The 15199-nt window shown below is 65.3% G+C and carries 16 protein-coding genes; all 16 read right to left on the minus strand.

The features are described 5' to 3' along the window. Positions 1 to 367 precede the first annotated feature (367 nt). The 16 genes from murA to prfA all read right to left on the minus strand — a co-directional run bounded on the left by murA (position 368) and on the right by prfA (position 15169). On the minus strand, positions 368 to 1627 hold the full coding sequence (gene murA, locus ACGFNJ_RS20175) for a UDP-N-acetylglucosamine 1-carboxyvinyltransferase (RefSeq protein WP_069167571.1): 1260 nt from the start codon (positions 1625 to 1627) through the stop codon (positions 368 to 370). 221 nt (positions 1628 to 1848) lie between these two features. Next, complete coding sequence (locus ACGFNJ_RS20180; RefSeq protein ID WP_393450079.1) at positions 1849 to 2430, minus strand: cob(I)yrinic acid a,c-diamide adenosyltransferase; 582 nt, start codon at positions 2428 to 2430, stop codon at positions 1849 to 1851. Positions 2431 to 2588: 158 nt separating this feature from the next. Continuing rightward, positions 2589 to 3005, minus strand: a complete 417-nt coding sequence (locus ACGFNJ_RS20185) for a DUF2550 domain-containing protein (protein WP_393450082.1) — start codon at positions 3003 to 3005, stop codon at positions 2589 to 2591. Positions 3006 to 3269: 264 nt separating this feature from the next. Beyond that, positions 3270 to 3647, minus strand: coding sequence for a F0F1 ATP synthase subunit epsilon (locus ACGFNJ_RS20190; protein WP_029903031.1), 378 nt, complete (start codon positions 3645 to 3647; stop codon positions 3270 to 3272). 6 nt (positions 3648 to 3653) lie between these two features. After that, complete coding sequence (atpD, locus tag ACGFNJ_RS20195; protein ID WP_393450086.1) at positions 3654 to 5102, minus strand: F0F1 ATP synthase subunit beta; 1449 nt, start codon at positions 5100 to 5102, stop codon at positions 3654 to 3656. Between the two features lie 16 nt (positions 5103 to 5118). Next, positions 5119 to 6090, minus strand: coding sequence for a F0F1 ATP synthase subunit gamma (locus tag ACGFNJ_RS20200; RefSeq protein ID WP_393450089.1), 972 nt, complete (start codon positions 6088 to 6090; stop codon positions 5119 to 5121). A 66-nt stretch (positions 6091 to 6156) separates the two neighbouring features. Next, entirely contained in the window at positions 6157 to 7794 is a 1638-nt protein-coding gene (gene atpA / locus ACGFNJ_RS20205; protein WP_393450092.1) for a F0F1 ATP synthase subunit alpha, read from the minus strand. 46 nt (positions 7795 to 7840) lie between these two features. Beyond that, positions 7841 to 8650 carry a F0F1 ATP synthase subunit delta gene (locus ACGFNJ_RS20210; RefSeq protein ID WP_393450095.1) on the minus strand — a complete coding sequence of 270 codons (810 nt, stop codon included), beginning with the start codon at positions 8648 to 8650 and terminating at the stop codon, positions 7841 to 7843. 19 nt (positions 8651 to 8669) lie between these two features. Next, positions 8670 to 9233: a F0F1 ATP synthase subunit B gene (locus ACGFNJ_RS20215; protein WP_393450098.1), complete on the minus strand. Its 564-nt coding sequence runs from the start codon at positions 9231 to 9233 to the stop codon at positions 8670 to 8672. Positions 9234 to 9238: 5 nt separating this feature from the next. Next, complete coding sequence (locus tag ACGFNJ_RS20220; protein WP_069167563.1) at positions 9239 to 9487, minus strand: ATP synthase F0 subunit C; 249 nt, start codon at positions 9485 to 9487, stop codon at positions 9239 to 9241. A gap of 73 nt (positions 9488 to 9560) precedes the next feature. Beyond that, positions 9561 to 10409, minus strand: coding sequence for a F0F1 ATP synthase subunit A (atpB, locus tag ACGFNJ_RS20225; RefSeq protein WP_084655534.1), 849 nt, complete (start codon positions 10407 to 10409; stop codon positions 9561 to 9563). Between the two features lie 254 nt (positions 10410 to 10663). Then, on the minus strand, positions 10664 to 11122 hold the full coding sequence (locus tag ACGFNJ_RS20230; RefSeq protein ID WP_393450101.1) for a hypothetical protein: 459 nt from the start codon (positions 11120 to 11122) through the stop codon (positions 10664 to 10666). A gap of 11 nt (positions 11123 to 11133) precedes the next feature. Beyond that, positions 11134 to 12291 (minus strand): MraY family glycosyltransferase, encoded by a 1158-nt coding sequence (locus ACGFNJ_RS20235; protein WP_084655533.1) that lies wholly within the window; start codon positions 12289 to 12291, stop codon positions 11134 to 11136. Between the two features lie 43 nt (positions 12292 to 12334). After that, positions 12335 to 13000 (minus strand): L-threonylcarbamoyladenylate synthase, encoded by a 666-nt coding sequence (locus tag ACGFNJ_RS20240; RefSeq protein WP_393450104.1) that lies wholly within the window; start codon positions 12998 to 13000, stop codon positions 12335 to 12337. Positions 13001 to 13183: 183 nt separating this feature from the next. Continuing rightward, positions 13184 to 14068 (minus strand): peptide chain release factor N(5)-glutamine methyltransferase, encoded by an 885-nt coding sequence (gene prmC, locus ACGFNJ_RS20245; protein ID WP_393450107.1) that lies wholly within the window; start codon positions 14066 to 14068, stop codon positions 13184 to 13186. 30 nt (positions 14069 to 14098) lie between these two features. Further along, on the minus strand, positions 14099 to 15169 hold the full coding sequence (prfA, locus tag ACGFNJ_RS20250; protein ID WP_069167558.1) for a peptide chain release factor 1: 1071 nt from the start codon (positions 15167 to 15169) through the stop codon (positions 14099 to 14101). Between the last annotated feature and the right edge of the window lie 30 nt (positions 15170 to 15199).

Below are 15199 nucleotides of genomic sequence, written 5' to 3' on the forward strand. Positions count from 1 at the left end.
TCCAACCGGGGGGTATGAAAGGCCGGAACCAATAAAATATTGGCACTGACATTCATCGACACACTATTGAGTTCTCAAAGAACACACGCACACACCATCGCCCGGGTTTCAAGCCGATTGATCGGTGAGGCAACTTATCCAGCTTAGCTCAGTCGCTCCCCCGATTCCAAATCAGGGTCTCGATCAAGCTAGTGTGAGCGTCAGGCGCTCCTCGTACTACCTCGTTTCCCTGGCCTCTCGCTCAGCGTTTCCGCTCAGCTCCTCGGCCCCGGGTCGGTGTCCGTGTCGCTCTGACCTGAATAAAGTTACGTGTCTGCGTGCATCATGTCAAATCGCCTGGTCAGGAAGGGTTTTCAGCGTTCATCTGTCATTCAGCTGCGCCGACCCGCTCCACCGAACCACCCAGAGCCTGTAGCTGCTCAACGAATTTCGGGTAGCCACGGTCGATGTGGAAGACGTCGTGCACCTCGGTGGTCCCCTCGGCAACCAGACCGGCGAGCACCAAGCCGGCGCCTGCCCGAATATCCGACGACCACACCGGCGCACTGGACAGCCGCGGAATCCCGCGCACCACTGCGTGATGCCCGTCGGTCCGCGCGTCGGCGCCGAGCCGGATCATCTCTTCGACAAAGCGGAAGCGCGCCTCGAAAACGTTCTCGGTGATCATCGACGTGCCGTCCGCGATCGCGGCGAGCCCGATCGCCATCGGCTGCAGATCGGTCGGGAAGCCGGGGAACGGCAGCGTCGAGAAGTTCACCGCGCGCGGCCGCTCCGCCTGCACCACCCGGAACCCGTCCTGCTCGAACGAGATCCGCGCACCCGAGGACCGCAGCTTGTCCAACACCAAGGACAGGTGCTTGGGATTGACGCCGGTCACCCGCACGTCACCCATCGTCATCGCCGCGGCGATGCCCCAGGTTGCGGCGACGATGCGGTCGCCGATCACCCGGTGGTTGGTGGGCGACAGCCGCTTGACGCCCTGCACGGTCAACACCGACGTGCCTGCGCCGGTGATCCGGGCGCCCATCTGCACCAGCATGTTGCACAGATCGACGATGTCGGGTTCGCGCGCGGCGTTGTCGATCACCGTCTCGCCCTCGGCGAGCACCGCGGCCATCAAGATGTTCTCGGTCGCACCCACGGAGGGGAAGTCGAGCCGAATCTTGGCGCCCTGCAGTTCGTCGGCGCGCGCGACCACGCAACCGTGCTCGATCTCGCTGGTCGCGCCGAGCAGCCGGAGGCCGGCCTGGTGCATGTCCAGCGGCCGGGAACCGATCGCGTCGCCGCCGGGCAGCGCGACGACCGCCCGCTTGCAGCGCGCCATCAACGGGCCGAGCACGCAGACCGACGCACGGAACTGCGTGACCGCGGGAAAGTCCGCGTGATACTTCGGTTCCGCCGGGGTGTTGATGGTGACCACCCCGGCATCGATCGTGACGTCGCAGCCGAGGCCGCGCAGCACGTCACCCATCAGCGGCACGTCCAGAATGTCCGGGCAGTTCGTGATCGTGGTGGTGCCTTCAGCCAGCAAGGCAGCGGCCATCAGCTTGAGGACGCTGTTCTTGGCGCCCCCCACCGCGACTTCACCGACGAGTCGATTCCCGCCGGTAACCAAAAACCGTTCCATGCCGCCTCTCCGCGTATTCGGCGCACTGTTGGGTGCAAGGATAGTTGCGGCACTGGCCCGCCACTCCAGGTATCCAGCTCCGCCGCTCCGGGTATTCAGCGCACTCTGGGTGCCACGGTAGTTCGGTTGCGGGCCGGCGGTCGGGTGCCGGGCTGAGTTCTGGGGGTACCCGGGGTGTTACCCATGTACTCAGGACGTGTGTCCTCGTGTCTCGAGCATTATCAGGTGCTCGACCTGGTTCCGCCGGGCTTCCACAGGATATCGCCGCCGGGATTCGCCACGCGGCTCAGGATGAAAAGCAGGTCGGACAGGCGGTTGAGGTACTTCGCCGGGAGCACATTCGTGTCGTCCGGGTGTGTCTCGATCGCCGCCCACGCCGAACGCTCCGCGCGCCTGGCGACGGTGCGCGCCGTGTGCAGCAGCGCGGCCAGCGCCGTGCCACCCGGCAGAATGAACGAATTCAGTGCTGGCAGTTCGGCATTGAACTCGTCGCACCAGGTTTCGAGCCGGTCGATGTAGGGCTGGGTGATGCGCAGCGGCGGGTACTTCGGTTCCGCGACAACCGGGGTCGACAGGTCGGCGCCCGCGTCGAACAGATCGTTCTGTATCTGCCGCAGGACCTCGACGAGGTGCTCGTCCGGCTGTCCGAGCGCGATCGCAACGCCGATAGCGGAGTTCGTCTCATCGCAGTCCGCGTACGCGACCAACCGCGGATCGGTCTTCGCGACTCGCGAAAAGTCGCTGAGACCCGTCGTCCCGTCGTCACCGGTACGCGTGTAGATCCGCGTTAGATGCACACTCACACGGCAACCCTATCCCGTAACACGCAACAACTGATGCCGTAAGCACATGGGTAACTCACCGGGTACCGGCTGACTCGACCAAGTCCGCTGCTGCCTGCCGCCAACGCGACTCGCACCGCACCTGGGTCTGGCCAGAAAACGCGGAGAGGCGGGCAAGCTCAGCGCATTCTGCGCGTGCGATCGGAGGGGCGGGACTCCACCCAGGACAGAAATGCGGTGCGGGCGGGGCGATCCAGGGCCAGCTCGAAGCTGCCGTCACGATCGGAGACCGCGATCACCGCGATGTCGTCGGTCATGATGTCGTACTCGTCGCCGACCGGCTCGCGACGATCGCCGATCTCGATGCCCTGCCGGTGAATTGTGCAGTCGGGTCCGAGCTTCAGGCTCGTCAGCTTGAAAAAGACCATTCGGTCCTCGTCGTACCTGATCAATCCGTGCCGCCAGCCCTGCCCACCACGGGCGGGGAGCATGCGCAGGATCGCGGCGGTTCCACCGCGGCGCAACATGATCAGGCGATAAGTCGAAGCAAGGGCAAGGAACACGAGCGTCAGCACCAGAATGATCAGGAGAACCATCCCGGTCTGCAATGCAGTTCGTCCCTTCGCTCTGCCGCTGTGCCGCCGCAGCCGTGTCGCCGGCACCCGTATTCAAATCGGCGGTGTTCGCGAGCCCTTCGTGGTCAGCCGAGCTGCCGCGTCCGGGTCCATAGCGCACACCGCCGTGCGGTCATTCAACCACGACCCCAAGTTTACAAACTGCGGGGCTGTGTCTTGATACAGCTGTCGGCGGCGAAGAGACCTTCGCCGCCGACAGTGTCGTGCTGAATACCGGGTTGTCGCTTACGCGTTGGCGATCTGCTCCACCGCGCGCACCTGGGCCTGGGCCGCCAGCTGGTCCTCCTCGCTTGCCGCCGAATCGGCGAGCACGCGGCGGGCCGCTTCGACGTCGACCTCGTCCGCGAACTCCGCGGACTCGGCGAGCACCCGGACCGTGGTCGCGGTCACCGAGAAGAAGCCGCCGTGCACCGCAGCGACGATGCGCTGACCGTCGGTGTCCACGATGGACACGATGCCGCCCTCGACCAACTGGCCGAGCAGAGGCTCGTGGCCCGGCATGATGCCGATCTGGCCCTCGGTGGTCTGCGCACTGACGAACGTTGCCTGGCCGGACCAGAGCAGCCGCTCGACGGCGACGAGATCAACTGACATTTCCGACATCGGTGACTACTTTCCGGCGATCTTCTTCGCGGCCGCCTCGACGTCGTCGAGGCCACCGCAGGAGTTGAACGCCTGCTCCGGGAAGTGGTCGAACTCGCCCTTGCAGACCCGGTCGAAGTCGTCGATCGTCTGCTCCAGCGGAACCACCGAACCGACCTGGCCGGTGAACTTCTCGGCGACGAGGAAGTTCTGACCGAGGAACTTCTCCAGACGACGGGCCCGGCCGACGAGGACCTTGTCCTCTTCGGAGAGCTCGTCCATGCCGAGGATGGCGATGATGTCCTGCAGCTCCTTGTACTTCTGCAGGATCCGCTTCACCTCGTTGGCCACCGCGAAGTGCCGGTCACCGACGATCGAGGCCTCCAGGATGCGGGAGGTCGAGGTCAGCGGGTCGACGGCCGGGTAGATGCCCTTCTGCGAGATCGGGCGGGAAAGCTCGGTCGTCGCATCGAGGTGGGCGAAGGTGGTCGCCGGGGCCGGGTCGGTGTAGTCGTCGGCGGGCACGTAGATCGCCTGCAGCGAGGTGATCGACCGACCACGGGTCGAGGTGATGCGCTCCTGGAGCTCACCCATCTCGTCCGCCAGGGTCGGCTGGTAACCGACGGCCGAAGGCATCCGGCCGAGCAGGGTCGACACCTCGGAACCGGCCTGGGTGAACCGGAAGATGTTGTCGATGAACAGCAGCACGTCCTGGTGCTGCACGTCGCGGAAGTACTCGGCCATGGTGAGGGCCGAGAGGGCGACGCGCATACGCGTGCCCGGCGGCTCGTCCATCTGGCCGAAGACGAGGGCGGTGTCCTGGAGGACGCCCATCTCTTCCATTTCCAGGTGCAGGTCGGTGCCCTCACGGGTGCGCTCACCGACGCCGGCGAACACCGACGTACCGGAGAACTCCTTCGCGATACGGGTGATCATCTCCTGGATCAGCACGGTCTTGCCGACGCCGGCGCCACCGAACAGGCCGATCTTGCCACCCTTCACGTACGGGGTGAGCAGGTCGATGACCTTGATGCCCGTCTCCAGGATCTCGGTCTTACCCTCGAGCTGGTCGAATGACGGGGGCTTGCGGTGGATGCCCCACTGCTCGCCGTCACGGCCGAGGCCAGGAGAGTCCAGGCACTCGCCGAGGGCGTTGAAGACGTGGCCCTTGACGACGTCACCGACCGGCACCGAGATCGGCTTGCCGGTGTCGGTGACGGGCGCGCTACGGACCAAGCCGTCGGTGGGCTGCATCGAGATGCAACGCACGATGCCGTCACCGAGGTGCTGGGCGACCTCGAGGGTCAGGGTCTTGGCCACCGAGGTCAGCGTGACCTCGGCGTGCAGGGCGTTGAACAGGTCTGGGATCGAGCCCCTTGGGAACTCGACGTCAACGACGGGGCCGATGACTCGGACGACGCGACCTGAGTCTGCGCCGGTCCGACTCGTGTTGTCTTGCGTGACTGCTGCGGTCATTTTTCTCTTCCTGCGCTTAGTCGCGGTCCGAGCTCGAAGCCAGGGCGTTTACGCCGCCGACAATCTCACTGATTTCCTGCGTGATCTGGGCTTGCCGCACCGAATTCGCCTGCCTCGAAAGCACATTGGCCAGTTCGTTGGCGTTGTCGGTGGCTGCCTTCATTGCGGTGCGCCGAGCCGCGGACTCGGATGCCGCTGCCTCGAGCAACGATGAGTAGATACGCGTGTTGATGTACTTCGGCAGCAGGGCTGCCAGCAGCACACTGGCGTCGGGCTCGAACTCGTACTGCGCGTGCACATCCGCCGTCGGCGAATCCGACACGATGTCCTCGCCCATGTCGAAGTTCTCGTCGATGTAGCTCACCTGGATCGGCGCCAACCGGCGCACCTCAGGAGTCTGCGTCAACATCGACACGAAGCGCGTGTACACGATGTGCAGCTCGTCGACACCGGCGATGTCGCCCGTGCCGTCCGGAGCGGGCACCACACCGTCGGAGCCTGCCATGAAGGCCTCGACCAGGTGGTTGCACGCCGCCGAAGCATCGGAGTACTTCGGCTGCTGCGAGAACCCGGTCCACGAGGCGACCGGCGTGCGGTTGCGGAAGGTGTAGTACGTGAGGCCCTTGCTGCCCATCACGTAGATCACCGGTTCCTTGCCCTCACCACGCAGCGTGTGCATCAACTCTTCGGCGCGCTTGAGCACGTTGGAGTTGTAGCCGCCCGCCATGCCGCTGTCACTGGTGATCACCAGCACGGCCGCCCGGCGCGGGTCGACGCGCTCGGTCAGCAGCGGGTGGGTCAGGTTCTGCGACGCGTTCGCCAACTCGCCGAGGACCTTGGTGATCTCCTCGGCGTACGGCTTGGCGGCCGCAACCCTGGCCTGCGCCTTGGAGATTCGCGATGTCGCGATCAGCTCCTGGGCCTTGGTGATCTTCTTGATCGAATTCACACCACGAATGCGGGAGCGCAATTCACGCAAACTTGCCATCAGCGGTTCACACTCCCTTCATTCGTCTCGAGATAACGAATAACTCGCATCAGTCCGGAACCCAGGTCACTTCTCGACGTGCTTGCGGGTGACCGACAGCGTCTCGACCTCTTCGTGCTCGAGATCGCCCGCCTCTGCCTCGTTCACGACACGGCTGCCGTCGGAGGCGAGGAAGCCCTGCTTGAACTTGTCGGTCTCCGCCTTGATCTGATCGGCGGCTTCGTCCTTGAGGACCTTGCCACCCTCGATCGAGGCGTAGGCGTCGGCCGCGGCGCGGTGCAGGTGTTCGAGCACCTCGCGGTTGAAGCGGCGGATGTCGGCGACCGGAACCGAGTCGTAGTAGCCGGCGTCGACCAGGAAGATCGAGACGATCTGGTCCTCGACCGCGACCGGCGCGTACTGGTCCTGCTTGAGCAGCTCGACCCAGCGGGCGCCACGCTCGAGCTGCGCCAGCGACGCGGCGTCGAGGTCGGAGGCGAACGCGGAGAACGCTTCCAGCTCGCGGAACTGCGCCATTTCCAGACGCAGCGAACCGGCGACCTTCTTCATGCCCTTGGTCTGGGCAGCGCCACCGACACGGGAGACCGAGGTACCGACGTTGATCGCCGGGCGAACGCCCTTGTTGAACAGGTCGGACTCGAGGAAGACCTGGCCGTCGGTGATCGAGATGACGTTGGTCGGAATGAACGCCGAGATGTCGTTGGCCTTGGTCTCGATGATCGGCAGGCCGGTCATCGAGCCTGCGCCCAGCTCGTCGGACAGCTTGGCGCAACGCTCGAGCAGACGCGAGTGCAGGTAGAAGACGTCACCCGGGTACGCCTCACGGCCCGGCGGGCGACGCAGCAGCAGCGAGATGGCGCGGTACGCCTCGGCCTGCTTGGTCAGGTCGTCGAACACGATGAGAACGTGCTTGCCCTGGTACATCCAGTGCTGGCCGATGGCCGAACCGGTGTACGGCGCAAGCCATTTGAAGCCGGCGGAGTCCGAGGCAGGCGCCGCGACGATGGTGGTGTACTCGAGCGCACCGTGTGCCTCCAGCGCGGTCTTGACGCCCGCGATGGTGGAACCCTTCTGGCCGATGGCGACGTAGATGCAGCGCACCTGCTTCTTCGGGTCGCCCGACTCCCAGTTCGCCTTCTGCGCCAGGATGGCGTCGATGCAGACCGCGGTCTTGCCGGTCTTGCGGTCGCCGATGATGAGCTGACGCTGGCCGCGGCCGATCGCGGTGAGCGCATCGACAGCAGTGATGCCGGTGGCCAGCGGCTCCTCGACCGGCTGACGCTCCAGCACCGACGCGGCCTGCAGCTCGAGCACGCGCTGCTCTTCGGCCTCGATGTCGCCGAGGCCGTCGATCGGCTTGCCGAGCGGGTCGACCACGCGGCCGAGGAAGTTGTCACCGACCGGGACCGAGAGCACGTCGCCGGTCCGACGGACCTGCTGGCCCTCTTCGAGGTCGGCGTACTCGCCGAGGATGACCGCACCGATCGCGCGGTCCTCGAGGTTCAATGCCACACCGAGCACGCCGCCGGGGAACTCCAACAGTTCGTTGGCCATCGCCGAAGGCAGACCGCTCACATGCGCGATGCCGTCTGCGGTGTCGGTGACAACACCGACTTCCTCGATGGACGTTTCCGGGGTGTAGCTCTGCGTGTAGCTCTCGATCGCGCTACGGATCTCGTCGGAGGAGATCGTCAGCTCCGCCATGTTCTTCCTGCTCTCGCTGTGTCGAATGTCGGGGGGTGGGGGCGGGTCAGGTCAGCGACCGGCGCAGCCGTTCGAGCCTGCCGATGGCGCTGCCGTCGATCACGTCGTCGCCGACGTGCACGACCAGCCCGCTCAGCAGGCTCTGGTCGACCTGCACGTGGACCTGAATCGGCTTGCCATAGATGCGTTTCAGCGAGGCGGCAAGCCGGTCCCGCTGCGGTGCCGACAGTTCGATCGCCGCGCGCACGTGCGCGACGATCTGATCGCGGCGGGCTGCCGCCAGGTCGGACAGCTCGTCGAATGCCACGCCGACAGGCTGCTTCTGCCTGGACACCACCTGCTCCGCCAGGGTGAGGGTGATGGGTTCGGTCTTGCCGTTGAGCAGGCGACCGATCAATTCCCGCTTTGCCTCGGCCGGCTTGGCCCGATCGGAAAGTGCCTGCTCCAGTTCGGGATTGTCGCTGATGATCCGGCCGAGCCGGAACATCTCGTCCTCGACCGCGTCGAGGCGACCACTGTCGGACGCCGACTCCAGCAACGCCTCTTGCCCGAGCAACACCAGGGTGTCGACCAGGTCGGCGGTCCTGGACCAGTCCTGGGCAACGGCGGTGGTCAGCACGGCCTGAGTGGCCGGGCTGACCTTGCCGCCGAAGACCCGTTCGCTGAGCTCGGCCCGCACCGAGCCGGGCACCGACACGTCCGCGAGCGCAACACGCAGCGAACGCTGGTCGTCCAGCACGGCGACAACGGCGAACAGTTCGGACCCCGTCGTGGCCGCAACACTGTCGCTTCCGGTCAGAGCGGCCCTGAGCGCCTCCCGAGACCGGGCGCAGGCCTCGCGGCTCGCTGCGTACATGCTTCTCACTTTCGCGTCGCTACCTTCCGACCCCGATGCCGGCTTTCGACTCGTCGTCGAGCTCGGTCAGGAACCGCTCGATGGACGCCGCCTGCTTAGCTTCGTCCGAAACCGACTGCCCGATAATCTTTTCGGCCAAATCTACGGCGGTATGGCCGAGTTCGGTGCGCAGTTCGGTAAGGATCTGCTGACGCTGGGCCTCCAGCTGGTGGTGGCCTGCGGCGACGATGCGGTCGCTTTCGGCCTGGGCATCCGCGCGCATCTGCGCGAGGATCTGCTGGCCCTGGGTGCGCGCTTCCTCACGGATGCGTGCGGCCTCGAGCCTGGCCTCAGCCAGCTGCTGCTGGTACTGCTGCAGCGTGAGCTGGGCCTCTTCCTGCGCGACTTCGGCGCGCTTGATGCCACCCTCGATCTTGTCGGCGCGCTCGTCGAGCACCTTCATCAGACGCGGAATCACGTACTTGTAGAAGACAACTGCGATGATCGCGACGCACACGACCGACCAAACGATGTCGTACGTCTCGGGGAGAAGAGGATTCACATCCTCTCCACTTCCCGCTGCGAGAACAGAGAACCCGTTCATCGGAATCAGAAGATGAAGCCGGCGACGAGGCCGATCAGGGCAAGCGCTTCGGTGAACGCGATGCCGAGGAACATGGTGGTCCGGATGGTGCCCTGCAGCTCGGGCTGACGGGCGATGCCTTCAATTGCCTTACCGACGACGATGCCGACGCCGATGCCGGGGCCGATTGCCGCCAGACCGAAGCCGATGGCGCCATAGCCCTTGACCTTGTCCGAGTTGGTTGCGGCTTCCTGGGCCAGGTACGCGAGGCTCATGAGTCTTCCATTCCCTTTCTGTTGCACACCCGCCGGTCGGCGAGGTGTAGCAGGTTCAAAACATTCAGGCAGGTCAGTGTGAATCTGCGTGTTGTGCGAGTCCGATGTAAACGGCGGTCAGCAGCGCAAACACATAGGCCTGCAGGAAGATGACCAACAGCTCGAAGAGGGTGAACCCGAGTCCCGCGAGCAGCGAGAACGGCGAGAACACCTTCATCCACGAGACCGCGTCGAACAAGAAGAACCAGGTAGCACTGAAGAACAGCACCAACATGATATGTCCGGCGAGCATGTTCGCCATGAGTCGGACCATCAGCGTGAACGGACGCAGGATGAAGGTCGACAGGAACTCGATCGGAATCAGCAGTAGATGGAGCGCAGGTGGCACATTCGGCACCACGATGCTGCTACGCAGGTACGTAAAGAATCCGTATTTTCTGATGCCGACGTAGTTGAAGGCGATGTACGCGATCGCGGCCAGCACCAGCGGCATGCCGATTCGGGCGTTCGACGAGATGTTCAATCCCGGAATGACGCCGGAGAAGTTCAGGAACAGAACCGTGAAGAAGATCGTCGCGATGAGCGGGAAGTACTTACGTCCGGATTCCTTGCCCAATACTTCGTCGGAAATCTGCTCCTTGACGAACACCAGACCGGTCTCGGCAATGTTCTGCAGGCCGCGCGGGATGAGGCGCGGACTCCGAAATGCGAGGATCATCACGATAATCAGGACGGCCGTCATCAGCAGCCGGACCATCATCAAACGATCGATTTCGAACGGCGTACCCTCGAACAGCAGCGCTGGAGGGTAGAAGTCGGACAGCGATGGCGCGTGGAACTCGCCCGCCAAAGTGGTGACGCTCAGCGTTCTCTCCCGTGTTCGGGCCGTGAGTTCGGTTGAGCTCACGGTTCGATCGGACATTGACGATCAATTTGGGTCGACTCAGGTCGGCTCGAAGTTCGTCAGCAGCTGTGCGGCGGGTTTGTTTTCCACCTGGCGTCTGTACGTGTGTCGGCGACATCGTCGACATGCAGAACCGGTACCCCTAAGGGGGTGCCCGGCACGGCAGTAAGCATAGCGGTACTCAGAGGGATCTCGACGATCCCCCCTTGCTTGGGTGCTTGCTTACCAACACTTTACCAAGTTATCTACGACAGCGTGTAGGTGGGTGGGGATCAATCTTCCCGATCAGGGTCCTCGGCGGCCGGTTCCGGCACCGTCACGTACGGAACCCGCTGGCGGACAACGCCATACGCCTCCGCGCCGAGCACGATGACCAGCGCGCCGATCACCGTCAAGAAAAGGACCATTCGGTCATAAAAGTCGAATTGATTCAGAATCGCTATGACCAAAAGGGCCACCAGCATTTTGCCGACCCAGCTGCCGAGAATCACCATGCCCGCGATGGACGGCTGCAGTTTCGCGCCGAACAAGACCACCGCGGCAGTGGTCAGGATGAATCCACCGCCGATCGCGGAACCGAACACCGCGCCCCACAACCCGGGCGTGCCCTTGGCGATGGTGCCGATCGCGACGGACAGCACCACCAGCACACCGAGCCCGATCAGGCCGTAGCGCAGCGCCGCCTTGAGCGGGGCATCGGGACCTGGCACAGGAGTGGGAGTGAAGTTCACGTTCCCAGACCCTACCCGGACGGCTTCTGCTCCTCCGCCGCCTCCCCGCGGCGCAGGCCGGGAACCGCCGTCACCACGAGCGCGAACACCAGCCCACCGGCCATCAGCAGGACAACAAGGCGACGGTCCATCAGCGCGGTGCCGACGGCGCCGAACGCGAGGATCCCGACCCACAAGTAGATGAGCAGCACCACACGCCGGTGCGAATGCCCGATCTGCAGCAACCGGTGATGCAGGTGCATCTTGTCCGGAGTGGAGAAGCTCACACCCGCGCGCACCCTGCGCACGATGGCGAGCACCAGATCCAGCACCGGAATGAACATCACCGCGCCGACCAGCAGCAGCGGCGACAGCAGACCGACGATGTCCTTCGTGCCGAAACCCTGCAGCGGGATGCGGCCGGACGCGCTGGTCGACACCGCGGCAAGCACCAGGCCGATCAGCATCGAACCCGAGTCGCCCATGAAGATCCGCGCGGGCTGGAAGTTGTGCGGGAGGAAACCGAGACAGGCGCCTGCCAACGCCGCGGCAAGCAGCGCGGGCGGATAGGTGTCGACCGAGCCGCCCTGCTCGTTCATCAACCCGAGCGCGAAAACGAACACCGCGAGCGCCGCGATCAGGCCGAGCCCGGCGGCCAGGCCGTCGAGCCCGTCGACGAAATTCATCGCGTTGACCAGGGTCACGGTGACCGCGACCGTGACAAGACCGCCCTGCAGCGCGTCCAGGAACACCGTCGTGTTGTTGAACGGGTTGTAGATGCTGTACCAGCTCAAACCCAGCACGGCGATCACGCCCGCCGCCGTCACCTGCCCGGCGAACTTCGTCAGCGCGTCGAGTCCCCAGCGGTCGTCGACGATGCCGACCGCGACGATGATCGTGGCGCCGACCAGCACCGCGGCCGGAATGTTCGGGCTGTAGTCGAAACCACGGCGCAGCGCGGGAAGCTGGTGCGCGAACAGGATCGCCGCGACAACGCCGACATAGATGCCGACCCCACCCATCCGCGGAATCGGTTTGACGTGCACGTCACGCTCACGCGGCACCGCCACCGCGCCGAATCCGATGGCGAGCACCCGAATTCCGCCGGTGGCAAGGAAGGTCACCACCGCGGAGACGAGCAGAACGAGCAGCAGCTCCCGCAGCGGGACGACCGCACCGGAACCGATCACGCGACGCACCCACCGATCATCGGAACCGTGAGGCTCGTCGCGATCATTTGACGGAGGCGCTGGACAGCGCCTCTGGCGACATTCCGAGCACATCGGCGATATCGCCGATGGGGACCGCGCCCTCGCGCAGGATGCGCGGCTGGTCGGCGGTCAGGTCGACGATGGTCGACGCGATGGCGTGGTCGGCCGGACCGCCGTCCAAGTAGGTGCTGACCAGGTCGCCGAGCTGGTCGCGGGCCTCGGCGGCGGTCTTGGCGGGCGGCTGTCCGGAAACGTTGGCGCTGGAGACCGCCAGCGGACCCACTTCACGCAGCAGTTCCAGGGCGACCGGATGCAGCGGCATCCGCAGCATCACCGTGCCTCGGGTGTCGCCGAGGTCCCAGGCGAGCGAAGGTGCTTGCTGCACAACCAAACTCAGGCCACCGGGCCAGAACGCCCGGATCAGCTCGCGCGCCTGCGGGCGCACCGAGAAGACCAAGCCGTCGATGGTGTGCCACGAGCCGACCAGGACCGGCACGGGCATGTCACGACCGCGGCGCTTGGCCGCAAGCAACGAGCTGACCGCGGAGGAATCGAAAGCATCGGCGGCCAGTCCGTACAGCGTGTCGGTCGGCAGCACAACCAATCTCCCGGATTTCAGGGCACTGGTGGCTGCGGTCAGTCCGGCAGCGCGCGAGTCGGGATCCGAGCAGTCGAAGACGGTACTCACACCGCATATGCTAGCCCGCCTCTCCGGGCCTTTTAGCCAGGCCTAGGTGCTCCACCCGGATGGACGCGGCCAGCGGTGCGGCGTTAGTCAGGCTGGCCCGTCCCCGGCGAGTTACCCATGTACTCACGAAATCAGTTGCCACCTTGGCATATCGGTGTGATCAACGCCGACACAGAGTGGTGATCAGCGCTGAGCACGAATTGCGGCGACGAATCGTGGCTTTCCGGCGAGATCGGGGTGTTCGACGATGTCGACGAAGTCGCCGTTTTTGGCGAGCATGGCCGCGAGGTCGGAGCCGTTGGAGTCGTCGTGTTCGATGGCAACTCCGCCGGTCGAGCGGAGCAGGCGGGTGATGGTGGGGATGATCGCGCGGATGACGTCGAGGCCGTCGCTACCGCTGAACAGGGCCATGTGCGGGTCGTGGTCGGCGACCTCGGGGTCGAGCTCGGCGCCGTCGGGAATGTAGGGCGGGTTGGCGACGACGAGGTCGACGCGGCCGTCCAACTCCGTCAGCAACGCGGGATCGGTGACGTCGGCGGCGTGCAAGGTGATGGGGGTGTCGCCGTCCGCCTGGCATCGGTCGGCGTTGCGGCGAGCCCATTCCAGCGCGGCCGGGTCGAGTTCGACGGCGTGCACGTCGGCGTCGGGGCGGGCGTGTGCGATGGCGAGAGCCAATGCGCCGGAGCCCGTGCAGAGATCGACGACGACCGGCGTGTGGTCGTGCGGCAGCGTTTCCAGTTGGGCGAGGGCCCAGGCGAACAGCAATTCCGTTTCGGGGCGCGGGATGAAGACACCGGGACCGACGGCGAGATCGATATCGCCCATTGCCGCGGTTCCGGTCAAGTGCTGCAACGGAATTCGGGAGGCGCGGCGGGCAACGAGCGCGCGGTACTCGGCCAGCGCACTCGGCGCGATGAGCGGGGTCATCAGCAGTCGAGTGCGTTCGACGCCGAGGACATGCGCGGCCAGGTGCTCGGCGTCGGACTGCGGACTGTGCACCCCTGCCGCTCGCAATGTCTCGACGGCGTCATTGATGGCAGGGCGCAAAGCAACCCGAGTGACGGTCATACCCAGCACATTACGAGCCCGGCGGACTGATTACTCAGCCGCCATCCTTGCTTCACGATCCGCCTTGCCGAGCGCATCCAGGAGCGCGTCCAGGTCACCATCCAGCACGGCGTCAAGGTTGTGTGCCTTGAAACCGATGCGGTGGTCGGTGATTCGGTTCTCCGGGAAGTTGTAGGTGCGGATGCGTTCGGAACGGTCCACCGTGCGGATCTGGCTGGCCCGGCCCGCCGCGGCCTCCTGGTCGGCCTGTTCCTCGGCGAGTGCCTGCAGGCGGGCGGCGAGCACCTGCATGGCGCGCGCCTTGTTCTGCAGCTGCGAGCGCTCGTTCTGGCAGGTCACCACGATGCCGGAGGGCAGGTGGGTGATGCGAACGGCGGAGTCGGTGGTGTTGACGCCCTGGCCGCCCTTGCCGGAGGACCGGTAGACGTCGATGCGCAGGTCGGTCTCGTCGATCTGCACCTCTTCCACCTCATCGGGTTCCGGATAGATGAGGACACCGGCGGCCGAGGTGTGGATGCGGCCCTGCGACTCGGTGACCGGCACGCGCTGCACGCGGTGCACGCCGCCTTCGAACTTGAATCGCGACCAGACGCCGTCGCGCGCGGCGTCGCGGCTCTTGATCGACAGCGTCGCGTCCTTGTAGCCGCCGAGATCGGAAATGGTGACGTCGAGGATCTCGACCTTCCAGCCGTGCCGTTCCGCGTAGCGGACATACATGCGGGCCAGGTCGGAGGCGAACAGCGCCGATTCCTCGCCGCCCTCACCGGATTTCACCTCGAGCACCACGTCGTCGCCGTCGTGCGGGTCGCGGGGGGCGAGCAGGTCGGCCAGCGACTGCTCCAGTTCGCCGACCTGTCGTTCCAGGTCGGGGACCTCGGCGGCGAACGCGGCATCGTCGGCGGCGAGTTCCTGCGCGGCGGCGAGATCGTCCTTGGCGGACTTCAGCTTGGTGTAGGTGGCCATGATCGGCGCGAGTTCGGCGAATCGCTTGCCGACCCGGCGCGCGGCCCCCGGATCGTTGTGCAGCGCCGGGTCGGACAGCTGCGTCTCCAGGCCGGCGTGCTCGGCCAGAATGTCGTCGATCGCGGACGGTTGCGTCACTGTGCTTCCTCTTCCTGAATTCCCTGCCGA

The sequence above is a fragment of the Nocardia sp. NPDC049149 genome (assembly GCF_043197455.1).
In the GTDB taxonomy this organism is placed as follows: domain Bacteria; phylum Actinomycetota; class Actinomycetes; order Mycobacteriales; family Mycobacteriaceae; genus Nocardia.